This window comes from Paraburkholderia graminis, from assembly GCF_003330785.1.
Taxonomy (GTDB): domain Bacteria; phylum Pseudomonadota; class Gammaproteobacteria; order Burkholderiales; family Burkholderiaceae; genus Paraburkholderia; species Paraburkholderia graminis.
Map to the genome: position 1 here is coordinate 1,331,022 of NZ_CP024935.1, position 23,243 is coordinate 1,354,264.

Below are 23,243 nucleotides of genomic sequence, written 5' to 3' on the forward strand. Positions count from 1 at the left end.
CTTTGAACCTGAAACGGCTTGAACATCTGATCGCTGTCGTGGAAGCGGGGTCGCTCGCCGCCGCGGCGCGGCGCGTTCACCTGTCGCAACCCGCGTTGACGCGCAGCATCCAGGCGCTCGAGGCACAAGCCGGCTTGCCGCTGTGCGAGCGAGGCCCGCGCGGCGTCAAACTGAACGCCGCGGGACAGATGGTGGCCGAACGGGCAAGGCGAATTCTGTTCGAGACCAACAGCCTCGCCCGCGATCTGGTTCTTCTACAGCAGCATGAAGTGGGCAGCGTGGACTTCGGGCTTGGGCCGCTGCCGGCCGCGATCATGCTGCCCGATGTGCTCTGCACGCTCAATCGCGATTGGCCTGGGCTGCGCGTGAACGCGGAAGTCAATGAAGGAGAAGCGCTGGTCGAATCGCTGCGCACGGAGCGGCTCGACTTCGTCGTGGTCGAACATCGTTACGCCCCGCTCTCCGCGGAACTGAAAATTCACCGCTTGCCTGTGGAGCCTGCCGGCTGTTTCGTTCGTCCGCAGCATCCGTTGCTGGCGGGCGAGATGACAGTGGAACGTCTGCGGCAAGCCGCGCTCGCTTGTGTGCGCGCGCCGCATAGTGCGCAGCAAAGGATGCGTGAGGTTCTCGGTTGTCTGCCGGGCGAGAACCTGCGCTTTCAGGTCGTCACCAACGATTTTCATGCGCTGGTTCATGTCACGCGTCGCTCGGATCTCGTCCTGCTGTCGCCGACGCGCGCGGTGCAGAACGAATTGCAGACCGGCAACCTCGTGCAGTTGACCGTACCGGCGATATTCAACCTTTCCGCGCAATTCGCCGTGGTCAGCCTGACGCAGCGCGCGCTGTCGCCGTCCGCGCAACGGGCGATTGTCGCGATCGAGGCCGCGAGTGGTTCGACAGCAAGCGCGTCATTTCCAGAGCAGCCCGCGTAGGCTGAATGCACTCGCTCGCGGATGCGTCTCGCCAGGACCAAAAAGAGGTGCGTGGTCAGTGCCCGGTAGCAGCGCGGCCAACACATCACAACGCCGAATCGAAAGCCCACGCCTACGAACGCATGCGCGCCCGCGCCGCGCCCGCAATGCGCGCGAGCGTTTCCGCACTCAAACGCGCGGCGACTTTTCGCACATAGTCATGATGCCGCGCCTGCAACGGCGCGCCGAGTTGCTGCGCGAGCAGATAGCGGATCAGCGCAATGCGCCGGTGCCGCAGCAGCATGCTTTGATCGAGCAGCGCGAGCGCGGCATCGGCATCGCCTTGGTGGCACGCGCGCTCGGTGAGTCGCGCGGTGACGACACGGGTCGACGTCATGTGAGTCCCGCAACGGGAAAACCGCGAGCGGCGCGTGAGAGCAGCGCTCGCGGCGTGACGGCGGTCACGACATCAGCGGCTCGGCTGCGTCGAGCATGATCTTCAGGAAGTAATCCGCGAAGCTGCGGCGCACGACGATGTCGAAGCTGTCCGCGCCGGTCGGCACGAGCGTGATCGACGCCTTGAAATAATGGCTTTGCGCGCACTGCCCTTCGCCGAACAGCTTCGGATGAAGATCGAGCGGACAGCCGCGCGACAGCACTTCACGCGTGCGCGTGCCGCTGATTTCGAGCACCGTATAGCCGCTGCCGATGTCCACCGCCGACGCGAATACCCCTGCAAACGCAGTGCCGAGCGCCGCTTGCAACGGCGCGGTGCGCGTCGCGTCGTGCGTCATCGCCGAGCGCACGAGCCACTCGTCCGGGCCGAGCCACAGCATGTCGTAGCCGTTGCCGCGCGCGATCGTGTTGGGTGTCTCCGGCGGCTTGCAGCCGAGCACCTGTTCGACTGCCTGCACGAACGCGGCGTCGCGCGTATCGCCGCGCACATTCACGATCTGAAGAAACGGCCGCTCGGTCAGCCTGAATGCCGCGGTCGCCGAAGCCTGATGCTTCTTCAGAAGCGCATCCACGCCCACGAGCGGCGACTCCTGCCATACGCCGGTCTGCTTGCCGACGGCGCGATCCACCACCGACGCCGCCGTTTTCGTTTCATTCCACATGTTGACGCGCTCCTTCGCTGTCGTAGAACACCGAGCTGGTGATCTTCGCTGCAATCTGTTTGCCGCTCGAAAGCGGGACCGTGACCGTCTCGCCGATCTTGTCGAGGCCGCCCTTCACGACCGCCATCGCGATCGAGCGCTTCAGAATCGGGCTGTAATAGCTCGACGTGACGTGCCCGAGCATCGGCGCGGTCTCGCCCTGGAACGGACCCGCGACGATCTGCGAGCCTTCGGGTATCACGAACGACGGATCGTCCGCGAGCAGTCCGACCAGTTGCTTTCGCCCCGCCTTCGCCGTGTCCGAGCGCGTGAGCGAACGCTTGCCGAGAAAGTCCTTCGACTTCGCGACGAGCCCGCCCATGCCGACGTCATACGGCGTCATCGAACCATCGGTATCCTGACCGACGATGATGTAGCCCTTCTCCGCGCGCAACACGTGCATCGTTTCCGTGCCGTACGGCGTGATGTCGAATTCGGCGCCCGCGGCCATCAACGCTTCCCACACTGCGCGTCCGACGTTCGCCGGCACGTTCACTTCATACGCGAGTTCGCCCGAGAAGCTGATGCGCATCACGCGCGACGCCGCGCCCGCGACCGTGCCTTCGCGATAGCTCATGAACGGAAACGCCGCGTTCGCGAAGTCGATGTCGTGGCAAACCTTTTGCAAGACCTTGCGGCTATTCGGGCCGACCACGGCGAAGGTCGCCCAGTGATCCGTGACCGACGCGAGGCGCACGCGCATGTCGGGCCACTCGGTTTGCAGCCAGCGTTCGAGCCACGTCAGCACGCGTGCGGCGCCGCCGGTCGTGGTCGTCATCATGTAGTGCTGGTCGGCGAGGCGCACGGTCACGCCGTCGTCGAAGATCATGCCGTTTTCGTCGAGCATCAGACCGTAGCGGCACTTGCCGACTTCGAGCTTGCTCCACGGATTCGTATAGACCCAGTTCAGCAGCTTCGCCGAATCGGGGCCCTGAATGTCGATCTTGCCGAGCGTGGACGCATCGAGAATGCCGACGCTCGTTCGCACCGCGAGCGATTCGCGCGCGACGGCCGCATGCAGGTCTTCGCCCTTCTTCGGAAAGTACCAGGGGCGCTTCCAGTTGCCGACGTCCTCGAATTCCGCGCCGTTTTCGACGTGCCATTCGTGCACCGCCGTCTTGCGCACGGGATCGAGAAACTCGCCGAGCTCGCGCCCCGCGAACGTGCCGAACGTGACCGGCGTGTAGTTCGGGCGGAACGTCGTCGTGCCGGTTTCCGGAATCGTCTTGCCGAGCGCCTGCGCGAGAATCGCCATGCCGTTGATGTTGCCGAGCTTGCCCTGATCGGTGCCGAAGCCCATCGCGGTATAACGCTTCACGTGTTCGACCGACTCGAAGCCTTCGCGCGCGGCAAGGAAAATATCCGCGGCCGATACGTCGTTCTGGAAGTCGACGAACTGCTTCGGCCCACGCGTGGCGAGTTCGCGTCCGCCGACGAGCCACAGCGGCTGCATCTTCGCTTCGGTGATCTCGGCGACTTGCACGGTGTTCGGCCGCTTGACGATATAGCCCGCGGCGCGCGCCGCTTCGACGCCGGCATCGACGGCGAAACGAATGCCCTGGCCTAGCGTGAAGTCGCCATTGCAGGCGCCCACGCTCGTTTCCGGCTGCATCGCCTTGCCGGGCACGAAGCAGGCTTTGTCGTCATGCCAGTGCGCCTTGCCGCCCGATTGCGCGAACAGATGCAGCACGGGACTCCAGCCGCCCGACATCGCGAGCAGATCGCACGGCAATTCGCCCTGCTTGGCGCCCACCTGACCATTCGCGTACGAAGCGACATCGACGGAAGCCACGCGCAATTTGCCGTGCGCCGCCGTGATCACCGCACCGTTGATCACCTTCACGCCATAGCGGCGTGCGAGCGCAGGCAACGTTCCCTTCGATTCGCCCGCGCGTGGGTCGATCACCGTGACTTGCGCGCCGGCTGCTTTCAGATCGAGCGCGCATTGATAGCCGTCGTCGTTATTCGTGAAGACGATCGCGTCGCGGCCCGGCAGCACGGCATAGCGATGCAGATACGTCGACACCGCCGACGCGAGCATCACGCCAGGCAGATCGTTGTTGCCGAACACGATGGGCCGTTCATGCGCGCCGGTCGCGAGAATCACGCGTTTCGCGCGGATTTTCCACATCAGTTCGCGCGTGCCCTTGCGTTGCGACACCGGCAGATGATCGGTCAGACGCTGAGTAACGGTGACGAGATTGTGGTCCTGATAGCCGAACGCCGTGCTGCGCGACAGAATCTTCACGCCGGGCATTTGCCGCAATTCGTCTTCGATCTTGTGAACCCATTGCAAAGCCGGCTTGCCGTCGATCTCCGCGCGGCACGACAGCAGCGAGCCGCCGAGTTCCGGCTGATCGTCGACGAGCGTCACGCGCGCGCCCGACAACGCCGCTGCATGCGCGGCCGCGAGACCCGTCGGCCCGCCGCCGACCACCAGCACGTCGCAATGCGCGAAGCACTTGTCGTAGCGATCGGCGTCGAGTTGCTCCGGCGCCTTGCCGAGACCCGCCGCGTCGCGAATCACTTCTTCGTACTTCGGCCAGAACTTGCGCGGCCACATGAAGGTCTTGTAGTAGAAGCCCGCCGGAATAAAGCGCGCGATCTTCTGATTGACCGCCATGCGATCCTTCTCGATGCTCGGCTTCGCGTTCACGCTATTCGCGACGAGCCCCTGATACAGCTCGACTTCAGTGGCACGCGCATTCGGCACCGTGTACGCGCCCGTTTCGAGTTGCACGACGGCATTCGGTTCTTCCACGCCCGCGGTCACGATGCCGCGCGGCCGGTGATACTTCCAGCTACGCGCGACGAAATGCAGGCCGTTCGCGAGCAACGCGGAAGCAAGCGTGTCGCCCTGATAGCCCTGATACTGGCGTCCGTTGAAGGTGAACGTGAGCGGCAATGCGCGGTTGATGCGCCCGCCATTCGGGAGTCGGTCTTTCTGGCTCATTGCGTCTTGCCCTCTTGTGCGTTGCCGTCGTTGCTGTCCATCTTCAGCAGCGGACGGTCGAACGTTTCATAGCCCTGAATCTCATAGCTCACCGTGTCGCGCTGCGCCTTGAACCAGCGGCGGCAGCCTTGCGCATGCATCCATTGCTCACGATGCACGCCGCGCGAATTCTTGCGCATGAACAGGTAGTCGCCCCATTCCTTGTCGGTGAGTTTTTCGGTGTCGAGCGGACGCATGATGTCCGCTTCGCCGCCGCAGGAAAATTCGGTTTCGGCGCGTGGCCCGCACCAGGGGCATTCGATCAGCAGCATGGTTGTCTCTCTATCTGGCTCAAGTGCGTGAGTGCCTGAGTGCGTTAGTGGGCGACGGCGGCGGCGCCGTGTTCGTCGATAAGATGGCCCGTATAGAAGCGGTCCAGCGAGAACGGCGCATTCAGTTCATGCGGCTCGTCTTTCGCGATGGTGTGCGCGTACGCCCAGCCCGAACCCGGCGTCGCCTTGAAGCCGCCCGTGCCCCAGCCGCAATTGAAGTAAAGGCCCTTTACGTCGGTCTTGCTGATAATCGGGCAGGCGTCCGGCGACACATCGACAATGCCGCCCCACTGACGATTCATCCGCACGCGCGAGAACACCGGGAACATTTCGACGATGGCTTCGAGCGTCCCTTCGATAATCTGGAAACTGCCGCGCTGACCGAAGCCCGTGTACTGATCGACGCCCGCACCGATCACCAGATCGCCCTTGTCGGACTGGCTGATATACGCGTGCACCGCGTTCGACATCACGACCGTATTCACCACCGGCTTGATCGGTTCCGACACGAGCGCCTGCAACGGATGGCTTTCGAGCGGCAAGCGCACGCCGGCCATGTCCGCGAGCGTCGACGTATTGCCCGCGGCCACGATCGCGACTTTCTTCGCCTTGATGAAACCCTTCGTGGTATCCACGCCCGTCACCTGGCTGCCGTTGCGGCGAATGCCCGTGACCTGGCAGTTCTGCACGATATCGACGCCGGCCTGATCCGCGCCGCGTGCGAAGCCCCAGGCCACCGCATCGTGACGCGCGACGCCGCCGCGCCGCTGAATCGACGCACCGAGCACCGGATAGCGGCTATTCAGATTGATGGTCGGCTCGATTTCCTTGATCTGCGCGGGCGTGAGGAATTCGGCATCGACGCCGTTCAGCCGGTTCGCATTCACACGGCGCTCGGTGTCGCGCACGTCCTGCAGCGTATGCGCGAGATTCATCACGCCGCGCTGGCTGAACATCACGTTGTAGTTCAGATCCTGCGAGAGTCCTTCCCACAGTTTCATGGCCTTTTCGTAAAGCGCGGCCGACTCGTCCCACAGATAATTCGAGCGCACGATGGTCGTATTGCGCGCCGTATTGCCGCCGCCGATCCAGCCTTTTTCGAGCACGGCGACATTGCGCACGCCGTGTTCCTTCGCGAGGTAATAGGCCGTGGCGAGACCATGCCCGCCGCCGCCGACGATCACCACGTCGTACTCGCGTTTGGGCTCGGGACTCTTCCACTGTCGTTCCCAGTTCTCGTGATACGACATCCCGTTGCGCAATAGGCTGAATATCGAATAGCGGCTCATCATTGATCCTTGTGGGTACTGTCGGTGCTTGCTGCCTGATGCTTCATGAAATATGCAAAGCGTGCTTCAACATTCGATGACGTTCACGGCCAAGCCGCCGCGCGACGTCTCCTTGTATTTCGTCTTCATGTCCGCGCCGGTTTCGCGCATCGTCTTGATGACGTTATCGAGCGACACGTAGTGCTGGCCGTCGCCCTTCATCGCCATGCGCGCGGCGTTGAGCGCCTTGATCGCGCCCATTGCATTGCGTTCGATGCACGGAATCTGCACGAGTCCGCCGACTGGATCGCAGGTCATGCCGAGGTTGTGTTCCATGCCGATTTCCGCGGCGTTTTCCACTTGCGTCGGGGTGCCGCCCATCACGGCGGCGAGCGCCGCGGCGGCCATCGAACAGGCCACGCCGACTTCGCCCTGGCAGCCCACTTCGGCACCCGAGATCGACGCGGTTTCCTTGTAGATGATGCCGATAGCGGCAGCGGTCAGCAGGAAGTCGACGATGCCCTCGTCGTTCGACGCATGCATGAACTTCACGTAGTAGTGCAGCACGGCGGGAATCACGCCGGCTGCGCCATTGGTCGGCGCGGTCACGACGCGGCCGCCCGCGGCGTTTTCTTCGTTGACGGCCATTGCGTAGAGATTGACCCAGTCGAGCATCGAAAGCGGATCGCGCAGCGACTCTTCCGAACGCGAGCGTAATTGAGCGCAGAGGTCGGCGGCGCGGCGCTTCACATGCATCGGTCCGGGCAATTCGCCGCGCACCTTGCAGCCGCGTTCGACGCAAGCCGACATCGCGCGCCAGATCGCGAGCAGGCCGTCGCGTACTTCCTGTTCCGGGCGCGCCGCGCATTCGTTTTTCAGCGTGATTTGCGCGATCGACAGGCCGGTTTCGCGGCACACGCGCATCAGATCATCGCCGGTGCGAAACGGATGCGGCACTTCCGCGCCGGCGCGCACGCCGTTCACGCGATCGCCTTCGCGATTCACCACGAAGCCGCCGCCAATCGAGTAATACTCTTTTTCTACGAGCAGTTGCCCGTTTTCGTCGAATGCCTGAAAGCGCATGCCGTTCGGATGCACGATGCTCGAACCGGGCGCGCCCGGCATCAGCTTGCGGAAAAAGCCGATGTGTTCCCGCTCGTCGAATTTCACCGTGTGCTTGCCGAGCAACGCAAGCTGCTTCGTCTCGCGGATGGCCTGCAAACGCGGCTCGATCGTGTCGGGGTCGATCAGTTCCGGCAGGTTGCCTTCGAGTCCGAGCAACACCGCCTTGTCCGTGCCGTGCCCCTTGCCGGTCGCGCCGAGCGAGCCGAACAGCTCGACCTTCACGCGGCGCACGAAGGCTAGCAGATTGGCATCTTCGATATGCGACGCGAAGCGGCAAGCAGCGATCATCGGCCCGACCGTGTGCGAGCTTGAGGGACCGATGCCGATCTTGAAGAGATCGAAGACGCTGACGTTCATGGCGTTCCTTGTGCGTTGCAATGCCGGTTTGGCGGGATATCCGTTGAAACAGGCCCTATTGCACCGCACGTCAAATTGAACCGATAGAATAAAAACGGCATGACAGTGGGATAGTGGCGTCAAGCGCCTTGCGCGCCAAGCGTCGCGGCGTATTTACGAAGGCTTCTGACGTATTTTCGACAGGCGCTGCATTGGCGCTGCATTGGCCCGGCCCGATGGCGATTGCCGTTGCCGCCTCCGCCGCATTACGATGCATGCCGCGCCGCATCGCGGTGCTATGCTTGGCTCAACTCTTCTTTCGCTCCGGCTGCATTGCATGAACTCCGCTGAACCGCTTCCCCTTCAATCTATCGACGGTGCGCCGAAGCAGCGCATCCGCTTCGGCATTATTCTTCTGCCGAACTTCACGCTGACGGCGTTCTCGGGTTTCGTCGACCTGCTGCGTCTGTCCGCGGACGAGGGCGACTTCAGTAAACCCGTGCGTTGCTCGTGGAGCGTGATAGGGGAAACCCTTGCTCCGGTGCGCGCGAGCTGCGGCATCCAGATCACGCCGTGGGAAACGTTCGACGGCGCCGAGCCATTCGATTACGTGGTCGTGGTGGGCGGCCTGCTGCATTCGGGACCGGCTGCGAGCGACGCGACACTCGCCTTCATTCGACGCGCCGCTGCCGCCGATGCCACGCTCGTCGGCATGTGCACGGGCGTGTTCTCGCTGATGCGCGCGGGCGTGCTCGACGGCTATCGCATTTGCGTGAGCTGGTTTCACTACTGGGACTTCATCGAGCGATTTCCGTCGGTCAATGAAGAGGCGCTGGTGGCCGACCGGCTATTTGTTATCGATCGGCGGCGTATTACGTGTTCGGGCGGACGCGCGTCCATCGACGTGGCCGCAGCCATTCTGTTGCGCCACTTCGAAACGGCGACGGTGCAGAAGGCGCTGCGTATTCTGCTCGTCGACGACATGCAAAAAGGCAACGCGCCGCAGCCGCATCCGCCGGGACTTGCGCCTGCTGCGCATCCGAAGGTGAAGCGTGCGATTCTGCTGATGGAACAGCACGTGGGCCGTTCGTTATCGCTCGACGAACTGGCGCGCAAGCTGGACTTGTCGCCGCGTCAATTGGAGCGGCTTTTCAAGGCGCAAACCGGCAAGGCGCCGCAGGCTTACGCGAAGCAGGTGCGGTTGCGCACGGCTGCGTGGTTGTTGACGAGTTCGGATAAAACTGTGGCTGACATTGCTTCGAGTTGCGGCTTTTCCGATGCATCGCATCTGGGCCGCGAATTTCGCAAGCAATTCGGTTTGCCGCCGATGATGTACCGCGAGCAGCGCGGCACCGCGGCGGAGGCGGAAGATAGCGGTGATTATGATGAGACGTTTCCGGGGCGGGCGCAGGCGATTTGAAGCCTTGATTTGAGGCCCTTATTCGTGGCCTCAAATCGCGCGGCACCAATTTTCGCGCCGCATACAACGCGGCGCGAAAACTCAAACGTTCACTTCCCCGCCACAAACGCCTTAACCGCCGGCAACCCATCCTTCCCATCAAACGTCTTCACCCCGGCAAGCCACTGATCCAGCACCGCCGGATTCGCCTTCAGCCACTCGCGCGCGGCCTTGTTCGGATCGACCTTATTCATGATCGGCATCATCACGTGGTTCTCGATGTCGGTCGTGAAATGCAGATTCGACACCAGCTTCGCGACGTTCGGGCAACGCGTCGCATAGTCGGTCGGCGTCACCGTCATCACTTTTGCTTCGCCGTAATTCGGACCGAACACGTCGTCGCCACCGGACAGATAATCGATCTTCATCTGCACATTCATCGGGTGCGGTTCCCAGCCGAGAAACACAATCGGTTTCTTGTCGCGAATCGAGCGGTTCACCTCGACCAGCATGCCCGCCTCGCTCGACTCCACGAGCTTGAACTTGCCGAGCCCATACTGATTGCTGTCGATCATCTTCTTGATGAGCGCATTGCCGTCGTTACCCGGCTCGATGCCGTAGATCTTGCCGCCGAGCTTGTCGTAATTCTTCGCGATGTCGGCGAACGACTTGATGCCCGCCTGATACGCGTAATCCGGCACCGCCAGCGTGTACTTCGCGCCGGTCAGATTGGGCGTCGGCAGTACATTCACCTGCCCGGCTTTCTTGAACGGATCGATCATCGGGTCCATCGTCGGCGACCAGTAACCGAGGAACACGTCGATCTGTTTGCTCTTCACGCCGGCAAACGTGATCGGCACCGAAGCGATCGTTTTGGTCGGCTTGTAGCCGAGTCCCTCGAGCACCGTCGATGCAAGCCCGGTCGTCGCCGCAATGTCGGACCAGCCGACGTCGGCAAAGCGCACGTCGCGGCACGCGGCAGGTTCGGCGGCAGTAGCGGAAGTGACGGACGACACAGACAGCGCGCACAACGACGCAGCCCACAAACGTTTCATGGCGGTTCCTCAGGGTCTCAGGGTGATGAATGCTTGACTGCTTCTTTATGCCGACAGCCGCCGCTCCACGCTCGGCGCATGACCGAATTGCGCGCGATACGCCTTGCTGAAATGGCACGGCGAATGGAACCCGCAGACCGCCGTCACGCGCGCGATCGACGCGTCGGTGTTACGCAGCAGTTCACGCGCGCGGCGCAGGCGCAGCGTCAGGTAATAGTGCGTCGGCGATACGCTCAGGAACATCTTGAACATGCGCTGCAAGTGACGCTGCGACAAACGCACGAGCCGCGCGAGTTCGTCGAGCGACAGAGGCTCCTCGATGTTCGCCTCCATCAGCCGCACGACTTCGATCAGTTCGGCGCGCGTGAAGCCGACGCGCGCATCGACGGGAATGTGCTGGTAGTCGGTCGAGCCGCGAATCCTTTCCACGATGAACTGCTCGGACACCTGCGCCGCCACCGAGTGACCAAGACGCATGCCGACCAGGTTCAGCATCAGATCGAGCGGCGCCGTGCCGCCCGTGCACGTCATGCGGTCGCGGTCGATCACGAACAGCTCGTCGGCGAAACGCACATGCGGGAAGCTCTTGTGCAGCGGCGACATATCTTCCCAATGCACGGTGCAGCGATAACCGTCGAGCAGACCCGCCGCGAGCAACGCATACGGTCCCGTGCAGATGCCGCCGAGCGGAATGCCTTGCGCGGCCACGTCGCGCAGCAGCGCGATCACCGTGTCGTCCACGTAATCGCGCACGTGCCATCCGGCGCAGACAATCAGCACGTCGGGCATGCCGGCCTGTTCGAGCGTGGTGGTCGGCTTGACGGTGATGCCGTTGCTGGCTCGCGCCGGCTCGCCGTCCGGCGTGATGACCGACCACCTGTAGTGCTCCGCGCGGCCGACATAGTTAGCCATCCGTAGCACTTCGACCGCGCTCGTGAACGCGATCATCGAAAAATTCGGCAGCGTCAGGAAGCCGACGTGCGCGAGTCGGGAAAGCGGCGACCCGGACGGGGCTTCTATCGGAGTGATCGCGTCGCGCTTCATGGGGCGGCTCAGCTATGCTGCGCCGCCGGCGCCCGGCGCACCTTCATCAGATTGCGCACACCCGAAAGCAGCGGCGCGCGTGCCATGCCGGGCGAGCGGCCAAAGCTCTCCGTGATGCGGTCGAGAATGATCGCGAGCATCACGACCGACAGTCCGCTCTCGAAACCGAGCCCGATGTCGAGCCGTTGAATACTGGCGAGCACGTCGTTGCCGAGACCGCCTGCGCCGACCATCGACGCGATGATCACCATCGACAACGCCATCATGATGGTCTGGTTCACGCCCGTCATGATCGACGGCAGCGCGTTCGGAAACTGCACCTTGTAGAGCAACTGCCACGGCGTGCAACCGAACGCCTGCCCCGCTTCGACGATTTCGCGGTTCACGTGCTTGATGCCGAGCGACGTGAGACGCACTGCGGGCGGCATCGCGAAGATCACGGTGGACAGAATGCCGGGCACGCGGCCAAGACCGAACAGCATCGCGGCCGGAATCAGATAGACGAACGCGGGCATGGTCTGCATCAGATCGAGCACGGGGCGCACCATCATCTCGACGGTGCGGCTCTTCGCGGTCCAGATGCCGAGCGGCACGCCGAGCACGAGGCTAATGAAGGTGGACGACAGCGTGAGGCCGAGCGTGATCACCATCTGATCCCAGAAGCCGGTGCCGTAGATCAGCAGCATCGCGAGCAACGTGAAGAGCGCGAAACGCCAGCCCACCCGCCACAAACCGATGCCCACGAAAAACGCCATCAGCGCCCACATGGGCACCGCTTGCAGACCGTGTTCAACGATCGCCGCAAAGCTCTCGATGACCTTGCCGATGGAATCGAAAGTCTTTGCGTCGTGGTCGAGCAGATAGTGAACGCCGTGATCGACCCAGGCGCCAAGTGGAATGATTTCAGACATGGGAACCTCGATGGCGCGTGAGAACGTGCAGCACGTTCGTCTTGTTGACCGAACCACAGTAGGAGCCGTCTGCTTCGACGACCGGCAGGGGCGCGCGGCTCGCGACGACGCGCTGGACCACATCGTCGAGTGGCGTCGTGCGTCGGATGCATTCGACGTAGTTCAGCTTCGCGGACGCGTTGCCCGTTTCGTCGCGGCACACGAAGCCGCGAATCTTGCGCTCGCTGTCGAGCACGAAGGCGTAATCGGCGCTGCCGTTCAGCGTGGCGGCCACGCTCGACACGTCGATCTGCGGCGAGTGCGCATGCATCAGCGGCACAGCGTCGGTCTGCATCAGATCGCCGGCCGTCAGATAGCGGCTCGTGTCGATGCCTTCGAAGAACGCGCGCACATAGTCGTCGGCGGGATTGGTGATGATCTCCTGCGGCGTGCCGATCTGCACCACTTTGCCGCCTTCCATGATGGCGATGCGTGTGCCGATGCGCATCGCTTCCTCGAGATCGTGTGACACGAACAGAATCGTGCGTTGCTGCTCGCGTTGCAGATCGAGCAGCACGTTCTGCATTTCCTTGCGCTTGAGCGGATCGAGCGCGGAGAACGCTTCGTCCATGATCATCAGCGACGGGTTCACGGCCAGCGCCCGGGCGAGACCCACACGCTGCTGCATGCCGCCCGAGAGTTGCGCGGGCAGCTTCTGCGCGAACGGCGCGAGGCCGACCTGCTCGAGCACCGTCATCGCGCGCGCTTCGCGTTCCTTGCGGCCGATGCCCGCCACCTCGAGCCCGAACGCCGCGTTCGAGAGCACCGTGCGTTGCGGCATCAGCGCGAAGGACTGGAACACCATGCTCATGTCCTTGCGGCGCAGCGCGGTCAGTTCGCCGCGCGGCACGCTTGCCACATCGCGCCCGTCGATCAGCACCTTGCCTGCCGACGGCTCGACGAGCCGGTTGATCAGGCGAATCAGCGTCGACTTGCCGGAGCCGGACAGGCCCATGAGCACGAAGATCTCGCCTTCCTTGACCTCGAACGATACGTTGTGAACGCCGACGATCTGACCGGTGCGCGCGAACACTTCTTCTTTCGTCGCGCCTCCTGCCAGCATGCCGAGCGCCTGTTTCGGGTTGGTGCCGAACACCTTGCACAGCCCTTCGACCACGACCTTGGGGGAATTCATTGAATGCTCTCCTATGTGGGCCGGAGTTGGTGCAAAGCACTTACTCTGGTCCCATGCAAAGCTGTCGGGCAGAGTTGGTGCTTTAGCACCTTACTCTGGTCCCATGCAAAGCTGTGGCGGACGTCCGTCCGCGCTGTGCATACATAGTTGCCAGAAAAAAGTGCGACTAGCCGACTATTTGCGACAACCACATGTGGAAATACGACACCTATGTCGCGTGGTTGCTGTCGCGCCAGCGTGGAAGCCTTGCTGCGCAAGGGTTTGACGCATATCGACGAAGTGCGCCGAAGATGTCGTTCCAAGCCAAATGAAGGCTTTTTTGGAGCAAAAAACGGCGAGGAAATACGCAATGCGGGGGTGTCGCGGCGCAACAGACGTTGGTGGTCAACGCCAACTCGCGTCGGGAATCGTCTGGCGAAACGCAGATGACACGCGAAACACCAGGAGACAACGCGTCCGCTAAGGGCTCTCAACGAGCGGCGAGCCATTGCAGCAGCCGCCTGCGAAGGCTGCCGAGGTCAGCGCCTTATCACGCGTTTTTACGCGTGCAGCACGAGCATCGCGCCGCACGACTGCAATGATTGCGGATGAAGACCTACTGACTCGCGCCCGTACCGATGCCCGCTTTTTTCTGCGCCTTCTGCAGATCGTCCGGATAGTTGGGGTCGTTGCGCGACGGCTGATAGCCCGCATCCTCGAGCTTCTTCAACTCGGCATTCTTCTTTGCGCGAGCCTGTTTGCGTGCCGCTTTGCGCTCCGCCTTGGTCGGCTTGGCGGTGCTGCTCGCGCCGGTCGCGCCAGGTTGGGCGGTCTGCGCATTCGTGTCGGTTGTGGTTTGCGCGGCGGCAAGCGGCATGCCGCCTGCTACGAGCGCGGATACTGCGAGGCCGAGCATCATCTGTTTGATGGCAATGGTCTTCATGGCTAACTCCTCTCAAGTTGGCAATTGCATTCAGTTTGTTCAGAACGCATCGTTCACTGCCGCGGATACCGCGCGATGATGCCATGCACGGCCGCAGTCAGAGCTTAATGCCAAACCGCATCGCGCGTGTGGTTGCCAGCACCTCGGCAGTTCGCGCCACGGCCAGTTTTTTTCTGCATGAGCGCGCGTGCTGAGCTATTGTTTAAGCGCGCCGGGAGCGCCGCCGCGGCACGCTTGAACAAAACAGGACGCTCCCAGTGAGAAGAAAACCGCTCACAGGCGTGTGTTTTTTTGCATGCAACGAAGCGACATTAACTTTTCGAGGATGGAGAAAACGTGAAAACAGTCAATCTTTTGAAGGCGCTCGGCATTGCATTGTGCGTCGCCACGGCGTCGAGCGCGTATGCGCAAGCGAGCGATGCGGCAATGGCCGACACGACCGCATCGTCGACTGCGCGCACAAAAGCGGTGAAAAAGACGGACCGCAAGCTCGGCCTCGACGTGCGCAAGGCGTTGTCCAAGGCACAAGGCTTCGACGTGTCGAACGTATACGTTCGGGCTCGCGGCGGCGCGGTCACGCTGACCGGATCGGTGCCTGACGGTGCGCAGATTCCGCAAGCCGAGGACGTGGCGAAGAATGTCGCCGGTGTGAAATCGGTGTCCAACAAGCTGACCGTAGCCACGCCGAACGGCGGAGGTTAAGCGCCTCTGGCTTCACATGATCAACGGCGTCCTGCCGGATTGGATCGGACGACGAAGGGTTGCGCCTCGCACTGCGTTACGCGCATACGGCGCTACCCTTTGTCCCGGTATGTGAATCACAAGTCCAACGGCGCGCCGCTCACACGCGCCCCGCATGCGACGACCTCGCATAACGCGCGAGCATCCACACCGCGGCCGCACCGGCAGCGAGCATGACGGTTTGCCGCGGATGCATCGACGCCTGCGTGTACAGGCTCGACTCCAGCACCCTGCGCTTCTGTCCCGAACGCTCGCGCAACGCGCCGTCGTCGCCATGATTGCCGGCCGGCGTGCGCGGCGGTTCCTGCGTACGTTGCGAAGCAATGCCGATGCGGCTCATCACACGGTCGTACAGATTCGGCGCGCGACGAGCGAACGTCACCATCGCCGCCGATGCGCCGCCCACATACAGATCGCGAACCGGCGTGCACGCCGCATGCAGAATCGCCTTGGCGACGATGTCCGGTGCATAGACCGGCGGCGGCAACTTCGGCTGCACGTCGAGATGATTGCGCGCGTGCTCGACGAACTGCGTATGAATGCCCGATGGTTTGATCAGCGTGACGGAAACGGGCGCGCGCTCTTCGATCAACTCCATGCGCAGCGTGTCGGTGTATCCCTTCACTGCATGTTTGGACGCAACGTAAGCGGCTTGCAGCGGCAATGCAATATCGGATAGCTCGCTTCCCAGGTTGATGAGTGCACCGCCGCGCTGCTTCAGGTGCGCAAGCGCAATCATCGATCCCTGCACGACGCCCCAGAAGTTGGTCTCGAACAATTCCTTCTGCTCGTCGATGGGGACATCGGCGCAGCGTCCGAAAATCGAGCCACCCGCGTTGTTCACCCAGGTGTCGAATCCGCCGAAGCGCGCGATGGCCTTGTCCGCGGCGGCCTGCAATTGCGCCTGGTTGCTCACGTCGGCGACCGCGTATTCGACAAGCGCCCCCTGATCGCCGAGTTGGGTGGCGAGCGTGCGGAGCGCTTCCTCGTCGCGCGCGATCAGCATCAGGCGCGCTCCCCTGCTGGCGGCAAGACGCGCGGTCGCAAGACCGATGCCGCTCGTCGCGCCTGTAATGACGATGACCTGCTGGGAGACGGGTTTGAGCCTCACTGTCATGGCAAAGTCCTCGAAAGAAGTAACGAATGGCGGCAGCGAACCGTGGAGACGGCGCACTGCGCGAGCCGGGTTCGCGTGTTGCAGCATCTCGCGTGCCGACTCGTGTTTTTCGGGCAAATCCCGCGCGCGGCGCCCCGCGCCCGCCAATTGCCGCGCGGCTCGCGGCACAGCATGACAGCAGACCGTCAGCAAGCGTTATGCAAATGAATGGCGATCGAGAGCCAGCGTAATATGCGCGCCCTTAAATCTTAATCATCGAATGCTTCAATGCGCGCAGCCTGTCGGGGCTGCCGCGCGCACGTCGACAGGCACAGCACCATTTCCAATAAACAAGATCTTCAGCGGACTCCACACGTGCATCAATGGAAGCGCTGAACGGCGAAGTCGAATCTGGAGCCTGTCACATGTTGCGCAGAACCCTGTTACCCATCCCGTTTGCCGCGTTGCTGACGCTCGCCGCGTGCAGCGATCACAGCGTCAATTCGACTGCGTCGTCGACGCCGGCTTCGTCGCCGGCGCCCACGGTGACCGCGCAGGACGCCGTGGCGACCGCGACGCCGATCAAGCACGTCGTCGTGATCTTCGGCGAGAACGTGTCGTTCGATCACTACTTCGCCACTTATCCGCAAGCGGCGAATCCCGTGGGCGAGCCGCAGTTCACGGCAGCCGCGGGCACACCGGCGGTCAACAACCTCGCGAACAACAATCTGATCGCGACGAATCCGAATGCGCTTTCCACGTCGCCGAATACGGCGGGCCGCACGGTCGGTGCCGTGACGATTGCCGGTCTCGGCCTTCCCGCCGCGGATCTGCTGCCGTTTCGCCTCGACCGCTCGCAGGCGAACACGTCGAGCCAGAACCACGCGTACGCCGCGGAACAGCTCGCGTACAACAACGGCGCGATGGACTCGTTCCCGCTCTTCACGGCGGCCGGTTCCACCATCGCCGGCAGCACCGGCGCGTTTGCGACCAAGGGCCAGGTGCTCGGCTACTTCGACGGCAACACGGTCACGGCGCTATGGAACTACGCGCAGCACTTCGCCATGAACCAGAACGCGTACACCGACACGTATGGTCCGTCGACACCGGGCGCGCTCGCAGTCGTGTCCGGGCAGAACAACGGCGTGATCGTGGCGGGCGGCACGTCGGGCAACGCGATTCCGGATTCGGCCGGCGGCTTCACGATGGTCGGCGACCTGGACCCCACGGGCGACGTCTGCACGCTCGCGGCGAACAGCGCCGTGACGGGCACGATGTCGTCGAACAACAAGAATATCGGCGACCTGCTCAACGCGAAGAACATCACGTGGGGCGGCTTCATGGGCGGCTTCAATCTGCAGACGGTCAACGCAAACGGCACAACCGGCTGCGCGCGCTCGACGTTCTCGCAGGTGCTCAACGCGACGAAGACCGACTACGTGCAGCACCATGCGTGGTTCCAGTACTACGCGAGCACGGCGAACCTCGCGCATACGCGTCCTTCGTCGACGGCGGTGATCGGCGCGACCGATCCGCTGGATAACACGGCAACGCCGGTTCATCACCAGTACGACACCGATGATTTCTTTGCCGCGGTGAAGGCGGGCAACTACCCGTCGGTCAGCTTCCTGAAGGCGCCGGCTGTCGAGGACGGCCATCCGGGCAACTCGGACCCGATCGACGAACAGGCATTCGTCACGAAGGTCGTCAACTTCCTGCAACAGCAGCCTGACTGGAAGAACACGGCAGTGATCATCGCCTATGACGATTCGGACGGCTGGTACGACCATCGCTACAAGGCGCCGACGAGTTCGTCGTTCGACTCGACGACCGCGCAATCGGCGGGCGGCAAGACGGTGGCGGGCAGCGACAACCTGAGCGCGGCGGGCCAATGCACGGCAGCCGGCGCGGTGCAGCCGCAAGGCGTGAACGGCGGCGCGGTGAACGGCCGTTGCGGTCCGGGCACGCGCACGCCGTTTGTCGTGGTGTCGCCGTGGGCGAAGGCCAATTTCGTCGACGACACGGCGATCACGCAGGCATCGGTCGTGAAGTTCATCGAGGACAACTGGCTGGGTGGGCAACGCATTGGCGGCGGTTCGTTCGATGCGACCGCGGGCAGCATCATGAACATGTTCGACTTCGCGGGCTCGGGCAACAATCCGCCGTTGTATCTCGATCAGAACCTCGGCACCAAGCTCGCGACCGCGCCGGCAATCTGAGCGTAAGCGTGAGCCTGGGTTGTGCGCGAACCTTGCCGTCTTTCGACGGCCGCGCGCAACTCACGGTAGAAGCGTAATCAGGCGTCGAGCCAGCCCCTGCATGCTGGCTCGATTCGCTTTTTTCATCGTATACGAAGCACTATTCGTCATCATCGCCATGAACCGATCTTCAGACGCCGCCCTGCCGCCGACCCTTCCCGCCGGCGGCGAACCGGGTCCCATTGTCACGCGCCGCTCGCTGCTGAAACTCGCTGCATGGGGCGCTGTGTGCAGCGTGATTGCGGCCGTTACGCTTGGCGCGTATGCACTGGTTTATCCCGAGCGCATGCCGGCTTCTGTCGGCGCAATCGTTGAAGAGATCACCGGCGCGAATCCGCAACCCGTGCATCTAATGCGACCGGCTCGCGCGCCGTTGAGCGCCGTCGCATTGCTCGGCAAGCAGATTTTTTTCGACCCGTCGCTGTCGGCTTCGGGCACGCAATCGTGCGCGTCGTGCCACTCGCCAAAGAATTCATATTCACCGGACAACGCATTTCCGGTTCAGCTCGGTGGCGCGCACATGAATGAAGCGGGTTATCGTCCGCCACCGTCGCTCACTTATCTGTATCGGCAGGCGCCGTTCAGCATTGGCCCCGATCAGGGCGACACCGACGCGCCGGTCGATCTCACGCAACTCGCTTCGCGAGCCGCCGGCGTGCAGCGCGCACAGAAGACCGCCCTCGCCGCGCCCGCCGCTCCGGCGATGGTGCCGCAAGGCGGCCTCTTCTGGGACGGTCGCGCCGATACTTTGCAGGACCAGGCAATTGGCCCGCTGACGAATCCAGTGGAAATGGCCAACAAGACGCCGGAAGACGTTGCGCACAAGTTGCTACAGACAAAGTACATCGACCAGTTCAAACAGATCTTCGGGCCGGCGATTGCCGCGAACCCGAGCCTGCTGATCTCCGAGGCGATGTTCGCAGTGGGCCGCTATCAGATCGAAGATCCGTCGTTTCACGCATTCACGAGCAAGTACGATTATTGGCTCGAAGGCAAAGCGCGGCTCACGCATGCCGAACTGCACGGCCTGCAATTGTTCAACGATAAGGACAAGGCCAACTGCGCGGGCTGCCACCTGAGTCAGCCGACCAGGGACGGCCTGCCGCCCGTGTTCACCGACACGCAATATGAAGCGCTTGGCGTGCCGCGCAATCCCGCGATTCCCGCGAACAGGGACCCGAAGTTCTTCGATATGGGGGTATGTGGGCCGTTTCGTGATGATCTCGCGAAACAGACGCAATACTGCGGCATGTTCCTCACGCCGACGCTGCGCAATGTCGCGAACCGCAAGGTGTTCTTTCATAACGGCGTCTATCACGACCTGAAGCAGGTGATGGACTTCTACAATCTGCGTAACACGTCGCCGGAAAAAATCTATCCTCGCGATGCATCGGGCCACGTACAGAAGTACAACGATTTGCCCGCGCAATATCACGCGAACGTGGATGTTTCCGACGCGCCTTTCGACCGCAAACCGGGCGACCAGCCCGCGATGAGCGAGGAGGACATGCAGGACATCATCGCGTTTATGAAGACGCTGAGCGATGGGTATCGCGAGGGCGGCTCATGAGTGAGGCTGCGCAGCGCCTCGCGGGCCGTTGAGGTATTCTTTGCGGTTCCCAGACTCTTGCCCTACTCCAACCGATGGCCGATTTCCCCTTCGACGCCGTACTCTTCGATTGCGACGGTGTGCTCGTCGATTCAGAACCGATTACGAACCGCGTGCTCACCGAAATGCTCCGCGAATTAGGCTGGCAATTGAGCATCGAAGAGACAATGCGGATTTTCGTCGGCAAGGCCGTGAAGGATGAAGCGCCGTTGATCGAAGCGCGGACCGGCGTGGCGATCACCACCGACTGGCTAATGCAATTCCGCGCGCGCCGCAACGCAGCGCTCGATAAAGAACTGGCCGCCATTCCGGGCGCTGTCACAGCGGTTCGCGCTATTCATGCAGCGTTGAATGGACGCATTGCCGTTGCGTCCGGCGCGGACCGCGTGAAAGTCGAATTGCAATTGACGAAGGCGGGCATTCTAGAGTGCTTCGAGGGCCGCATCTTTAGCGGTCACGAAACGCCCCGCAGCAAGCCGTTTCCCGATGTTTATCTGGCAGCGGCGGCGGCGCTGAACGTGGACCCGGCGCGCTGCGCGATCGTCGAAGATACGGTGACAGGCGCGACTGCCGGCGTCGCGGCGGGCGCGACGGTGTTCGGCTACTGCCCGAATGAATTCGGGCACAGCAGCGCAGCCGCGTTGCGCGCGGCCGGCGTCGTGCAGGTGTTTCGGGACATGAGCGACTTGCCCGGCTTGCTTGCCGCGTGGCGCGGCAAGGCGTGAATCGGGCTACTCGAACGCTGCGTCGATCGGCACGCGGTATCCCACCGCGAGGCGGTTTGTTTCGTTAGCCATGCCAACTACCGCGAGCAGTTCGCCGAACATCTCGTCGGTCATACCCGCACGGCGAGCGGCGGCCGTGTGACTCGCAACGCAATAACCGCAGTTGTTCGTCACGCTCACGGCCACGTAGAGCAGCTCTTTCATTAGCGGATCGAGCGCGCCGGGCTTCATCACGTCTTTCAGACTGTCCCATGTGCGCGCGAGAGTCGGCGGATGCTGCGCGATGTACTTCCAGAAGTTGTTGACGTCGTCGACCTGACGCGTCTCCTTGATATCGTCGTACACGGCTTTGACTTCGGGTGACGCTGCGGAATACTCCACGGCTTTCTGCTGACTCATGGGCTCTCCTGTGTTTGACTGCATGAAAAGTGCGATTCGTGCTCGGTTCGGCAGATGCGACATATGCGGCCTATGCCGCATATTGCGTCTGCGTCCGCGTCTATTGTGCGCGCATTTTGCCGAACAGGAATCGACTATTCCGGCCTTACACTACCCTATCACCCTGGCGTGCGCGTCACCGCAACAACCGCCGCCGGCGCCGCTGCTTGCAGGTGTTCGCCGCCATCGCGACGCGTCGGCTCCGGACGCGTGGAGCGCTCCGATTGCGCCAGCAACGTACCGACAGACGGATCGATTGCATCGGTGAAAGGCTTCGGATCCAGTCCGATTGCGAGCACCAGCAACGCCATTGCGCCGAGCAATACAAACTCGCGCTTACCGAGATCTTTCAATCCCGCGACTCGCGCATTTGCGATCGCGCCGAAAATCACGCGCTTGTACATCCACAACGTGTAAGCCGCGCTCAGAATCAGCGTGGACGCCGCCATTGCGCCGATCCAGAAGTTAAAGCGAATCGCGCCCATCAGCACCATGAATTCGCCGACAAAACCGGAAGTACCCGGCAGACCGATATTCGCCATCGAGAACAACATCACAAAAGCAGCGAAGCGCGGCATGGTATTCGCAACGCCGCCGTACTCGTCAATGGCGGCAGTTTTCGTGCGATCGTAAAGCATGCCCGTGCACAACAACATCGCGCCGGACACCAAGCCATACGACAGCATCTGCACAATCGCGCCGGCCTGACCGATGCGGTTGAACACGAAAAGACCCAGCGTAACGAGTCCCATATGGGCCACGGTCGAATACGCGAGCAGTCGGCGCATGTCGGTCTGCACGAGCGCGAGAAGGCTTGCGTAGATCACGGCGACGAGCGAGAGCGTGATCATCATCGGCGCGAAAAAATGGCTGGCCTGCGGTGCGATCGGCAATGCGAAGCGCAGCAGACCATAGCCGCCAAGTTTCAGCATGCCGATCATCACCGCCGCGCCGGTGGGGCCGTCGAGGTGCACGTCGGGCAACCAGGTATGCAACGGCCACATCGGCACTTTCACGCCGAATGCCGCGAGAAAGCCGAGGAAAATGAGTACTTGCGGCATCGTGCCAAGCCGCGTTTCGCGCCACAGCGCGAGATCGAAACTGTGCGTCTGGCTGTACAGATACAGCATCGACATCAGCATCATCAGCGAGCCGAGGAACGACACGAAAAAGAACTTCACCGCGGCATACGAGCGATTGGAATGTCCCCATGTGCCGATCAACAGATAAAGCGGAATCAACGTGGCTTCGAACGAGATAAAGAACATCATGCCGTCGAGCGACGTGAATACGCCCTGCATAAAGCCGGACAACATCAGAAAGGCGCCGTAGTACTGCGCGGTTCGCTCGGTGATCGACTCCCATGAAGCGACCACGATGATGATCGTCGTCAGCGCAGTCAAGGCGACGAGCCACAGCGAAATACCGTCGACGCCGACATGCCACGCGATGTCGAACGTCGGCGACCATCGGAAGTTCTCGACAAATTGCATCGACGTGACGTCATTGTGGAAGGTCGCGACGAGCGGAATCACCGGCACGAAACCCGCAACGGCGCCGATCAATGCGAGCCAGCGCGTGCGGCCGCGCGCGGCGTCGGAGCCCGAGCGCAGAAGCACCAGGCCGGCGACGATAGGGATCCAGATAAGTAGACTAAGAAGAGGCAATGGCATGTGCTCTATCGAAACTTGGAGTACAAAACGCCGCCGCAATGCTTTCTATTTGGAAAGTATTGAAGCGAAAATGTAGGCTTCTCTTGATCGGGACTTGCGTGAATCGGTACTACCGGAGTTCACGTTTACCCGCAGTC

The 23,243-nt window shown here is 62.4% G+C and carries 20 protein-coding genes; 6 read left to right on the plus strand and 14 right to left on the minus strand.

Translation table 11 applies throughout. The features are described 5' to 3' along the window. The first annotated feature begins 2 nt into the window (after window positions 1-2). Window positions 3-932 carry a LysR family transcriptional regulator gene (locus tag CUJ91_RS24135; RefSeq protein WP_114157343.1) on the plus strand — a complete coding sequence of 310 codons (930 nt, stop codon included), beginning with the start codon at window positions 3-5 and terminating at the stop codon, window positions 930-932. A gap of 112 nt (window positions 933-1,044) precedes the next feature. Here CUJ91_RS24135 and CUJ91_RS24140 read toward each other — a convergent pair whose 3' ends face one another. The 6 genes from CUJ91_RS24140 to CUJ91_RS24165 form a co-directional block, all read right to left on the minus strand. Next, entirely contained in the window at window positions 1,045-1,308 is a 264-nt protein-coding gene (locus tag CUJ91_RS24140; RefSeq protein WP_006052190.1) for a hypothetical protein, read from the minus strand. Window positions 1,309-1,372: 64 nt separating this feature from the next. Beyond that, window positions 1,373-2,029, minus strand: coding sequence for a sarcosine oxidase subunit gamma (locus CUJ91_RS24145; RefSeq protein WP_114157344.1), 657 nt, complete (start codon window positions 2,027-2,029; stop codon window positions 1,373-1,375). Then, the gene (locus CUJ91_RS24150) at window positions 2,019-5,021 is read right to left on the minus strand and encodes a sarcosine oxidase subunit alpha family protein (RefSeq protein ID WP_114157345.1); all 3,003 of its coding nucleotides are present in this window, start codon (window positions 5,019-5,021) and stop codon (window positions 2,019-2,021) included. Before CUJ91_RS24150 ends, CUJ91_RS24145 begins: the two co-directional genes overlap by 11 nt. Then, on the minus strand, window positions 5,018-5,332 hold the full coding sequence (locus CUJ91_RS24155) for a sarcosine oxidase subunit delta (protein WP_006052193.1): 315 nt from the start codon (window positions 5,330-5,332) through the stop codon (window positions 5,018-5,020). Before CUJ91_RS24155 ends, CUJ91_RS24150 begins: the two co-directional genes overlap by 4 nt. A 44-nt stretch (window positions 5,333-5,376) precedes the next feature. Then, on the minus strand, window positions 5,377-6,621 hold the full coding sequence (locus CUJ91_RS24160; protein WP_006052194.1) for a sarcosine oxidase subunit beta family protein: 1,245 nt from the start codon (window positions 6,619-6,621) through the stop codon (window positions 5,377-5,379). Between the two features lie 66 nt (window positions 6,622-6,687). Further along, a complete protein-coding gene (locus CUJ91_RS24165; protein WP_107710905.1) occupies window positions 6,688-8,082 on the minus strand; it encodes an L-serine ammonia-lyase in 1,395 nt (464 codons plus the stop codon). 316 nt (window positions 8,083-8,398) lie between these two features. On the opposite strand from CUJ91_RS24165, the gene CUJ91_RS24170 reads away from it, so the two are divergent. After that, window positions 8,399-9,481 (plus strand): GlxA family transcriptional regulator, encoded by a 1,083-nt coding sequence (locus CUJ91_RS24170; RefSeq protein WP_006052196.1) that lies wholly within the window; start codon window positions 8,399-8,401, stop codon window positions 9,479-9,481. Between the two features lie 89 nt (window positions 9,482-9,570). Here CUJ91_RS24170 and CUJ91_RS24175 read toward each other — a convergent pair whose 3' ends face one another. The 5 genes from CUJ91_RS24175 to CUJ91_RS24195 all read right to left on the minus strand — a co-directional run bounded on the left by CUJ91_RS24175 (window position 9,571) and on the right by CUJ91_RS24195 (window position 14,566). Then, window positions 9,571-10,515, minus strand: coding sequence for a choline ABC transporter substrate-binding protein (locus CUJ91_RS24175; RefSeq protein ID WP_114157346.1), 945 nt, complete (start codon window positions 10,513-10,515; stop codon window positions 9,571-9,573). Between the two features lie 45 nt (window positions 10,516-10,560). Next, window positions 10,561-11,559: a GlxA family transcriptional regulator gene (locus CUJ91_RS24180; protein ID WP_053860604.1), complete on the minus strand. Its 999-nt coding sequence runs from the start codon at window positions 11,557-11,559 to the stop codon at window positions 10,561-10,563. Window positions 11,560-11,567: 8 nt separating this feature from the next. Beyond that, window positions 11,568-12,470, minus strand: a complete 903-nt coding sequence (gene choW, locus CUJ91_RS24185; protein ID WP_006052199.1) for a choline ABC transporter permease subunit — start codon at window positions 12,468-12,470, stop codon at window positions 11,568-11,570. Continuing rightward, window positions 12,463-13,644: a quaternary amine ABC transporter ATP-binding protein gene (locus CUJ91_RS24190; RefSeq protein WP_006052200.1), complete on the minus strand. Its 1,182-nt coding sequence runs from the start codon at window positions 13,642-13,644 to the stop codon at window positions 12,463-12,465. The genes choW and CUJ91_RS24190 overlap by 8 nt, the downstream gene beginning before the upstream one ends. Window positions 13,645-14,239: 595 nt before the next feature. Then, on the minus strand, window positions 14,240-14,566 hold the full coding sequence (locus CUJ91_RS24195; protein ID WP_006052201.1) for a hypothetical protein: 327 nt from the start codon (window positions 14,564-14,566) through the stop codon (window positions 14,240-14,242). A gap of 336 nt (window positions 14,567-14,902) precedes the next feature. Between CUJ91_RS24195 and CUJ91_RS24200 the strand changes: the two genes are divergently transcribed. Then, complete coding sequence (locus tag CUJ91_RS24200) at window positions 14,903-15,268, plus strand: BON domain-containing protein (RefSeq protein WP_006052202.1); 366 nt, start codon at window positions 14,903-14,905, stop codon at window positions 15,266-15,268. A gap of 139 nt (window positions 15,269-15,407) precedes the next feature. Here the strand turns inward: CUJ91_RS24200 and CUJ91_RS24205 are convergent, their stop codons facing one another. Next, complete coding sequence (locus CUJ91_RS24205; protein ID WP_114158047.1) at window positions 15,408-16,424, minus strand: SDR family oxidoreductase; 1,017 nt, start codon at window positions 16,422-16,424, stop codon at window positions 15,408-15,410. Between the two features lie 404 nt (window positions 16,425-16,828). Here CUJ91_RS24205 and CUJ91_RS24210 point away from each other — a divergent pair, with 404 nt between their 5' ends. The 3 genes from CUJ91_RS24210 to CUJ91_RS24220 all read left to right on the plus strand — a co-directional run bounded on the left by CUJ91_RS24210 (window position 16,829) and on the right by CUJ91_RS24220 (window position 20,995). Beyond that, window positions 16,829-18,622, plus strand: a complete 1,794-nt coding sequence (locus CUJ91_RS24210; protein WP_006052204.1) for a phospholipase C — start codon at window positions 16,829-16,831, stop codon at window positions 18,620-18,622. A 100-nt stretch (window positions 18,623-18,722) separates the two neighbouring features. After that, window positions 18,723-20,231, plus strand: coding sequence for a cytochrome-c peroxidase (locus CUJ91_RS24215; RefSeq protein WP_374710158.1), 1,509 nt, complete (start codon window positions 18,723-18,725; stop codon window positions 20,229-20,231). A 74-nt stretch (window positions 20,232-20,305) separates the two neighbouring features. Then, the gene (locus tag CUJ91_RS24220) at window positions 20,306-20,995 is read left to right on the plus strand and encodes an HAD family hydrolase (RefSeq protein WP_114157347.1); all 690 of its coding nucleotides are present in this window, start codon (window positions 20,306-20,308) and stop codon (window positions 20,993-20,995) included. Between the two features lie 6 nt (window positions 20,996-21,001). Here the strand turns inward: CUJ91_RS24220 and CUJ91_RS24225 are convergent, their stop codons facing one another. Both CUJ91_RS24225 and CUJ91_RS24230 read right to left on the minus strand, forming a co-directional pair. After that, window positions 21,002-21,394 (minus strand): carboxymuconolactone decarboxylase family protein, encoded by a 393-nt coding sequence (locus tag CUJ91_RS24225; RefSeq protein WP_087750799.1) that lies wholly within the window; start codon window positions 21,392-21,394, stop codon window positions 21,002-21,004. Window positions 21,395-21,552: 158 nt separating this feature from the next. Continuing rightward, entirely contained in the window at window positions 21,553-23,106 is a 1,554-nt protein-coding gene (locus CUJ91_RS24230; protein ID WP_114157348.1) for a complex I subunit 4 family protein, read from the minus strand. Window positions 23,107-23,243: the final 137 nt, after the last annotated feature.

Excerpts from the sequence above, each read along its gene's own strand:
- CUJ91_RS24225 (WP_087750799.1), bottom strand. The coding sequence starts at position 21,394 with ATGAGTCAGCAGAAAGCCGTGGAGTATTCCGCAGCGTCACCCGAAGTC.
- CUJ91_RS24215 (WP_374710158.1), top strand. The coding sequence starts at position 18,723 with ATGCTGGCTCGATTCGCTTTTTTCATCGTATACGAAGCACTATTCGTC.
- CUJ91_RS24175 (WP_114157346.1), bottom strand. The coding sequence starts at position 10,515 with ATGAAACGTTTGTGGGCTGCGTCGTTGTGCGCGCTGTCTGTGTCGTCC.
- CUJ91_RS24140 (WP_006052190.1), bottom strand. The coding sequence starts at position 1,308 with ATGACGTCGACCCGTGTCGTCACCGCGCGACTCACCGAGCGCGCGTGC.
- CUJ91_RS24210 (WP_006052204.1), top strand. The coding sequence starts at position 16,829 with ATGTTGCGCAGAACCCTGTTACCCATCCCGTTTGCCGCGTTGCTGACG.
- CUJ91_RS24170 (WP_006052196.1), top strand. The coding sequence starts at position 8,399 with ATGAACTCCGCTGAACCGCTTCCCCTTCAATCTATCGACGGTGCGCCG.
- CUJ91_RS24155 (WP_006052193.1), bottom strand. The coding sequence starts at position 5,332 with ATGCTGCTGATCGAATGCCCCTGGTGCGGGCCACGCGCCGAAACCGAA.
- CUJ91_RS24230 (WP_114157348.1), bottom strand. The coding sequence starts at position 23,106 with ATGCCATTGCCTCTTCTTAGTCTACTTATCTGGATCCCTATCGTCGCC.
- CUJ91_RS24165 (WP_107710905.1), bottom strand. The coding sequence starts at position 8,082 with ATGAACGTCAGCGTCTTCGATCTCTTCAAGATCGGCATCGGTCCCTCA.
- CUJ91_RS24180 (WP_053860604.1), bottom strand. The coding sequence starts at position 11,559 with ATGAAGCGCGACGCGATCACTCCGATAGAAGCCCCGTCCGGGTCGCCG.
- CUJ91_RS24220 (WP_114157347.1), top strand. The coding sequence starts at position 20,306 with ATGGCCGATTTCCCCTTCGACGCCGTACTCTTCGATTGCGACGGTGTG.
- CUJ91_RS24145 (WP_114157344.1), bottom strand. The coding sequence starts at position 2,029 with ATGTGGAATGAAACGAAAACGGCGGCGTCGGTGGTGGATCGCGCCGTC.
- CUJ91_RS24190 (WP_006052200.1), bottom strand. The coding sequence starts at position 13,644 with ATGAATTCCCCCAAGGTCGTGGTCGAAGGGCTGTGCAAGGTGTTCGGC.
- CUJ91_RS24195 (WP_006052201.1), bottom strand. The coding sequence starts at position 14,566 with ATGAAGACCATTGCCATCAAACAGATGATGCTCGGCCTCGCAGTATCC.
- CUJ91_RS24205 (WP_114158047.1), bottom strand. The coding sequence starts at position 16,424 with ATGACAGTGAGGCTCAAACCCGTCTCCCAGCAGGTCATCGTCATTACA.
- choW (WP_006052199.1), bottom strand. The coding sequence starts at position 12,470 with ATGTCTGAAATCATTCCACTTGGCGCCTGGGTCGATCACGGCGTTCAC.
- CUJ91_RS24150 (WP_114157345.1), bottom strand. The coding sequence starts at position 5,021 with ATGAGCCAGAAAGACCGACTCCCGAATGGCGGGCGCATCAACCGCGCA.
- CUJ91_RS24160 (WP_006052194.1), bottom strand. The coding sequence starts at position 6,621 with ATGAGCCGCTATTCGATATTCAGCCTATTGCGCAACGGGATGTCGTAT.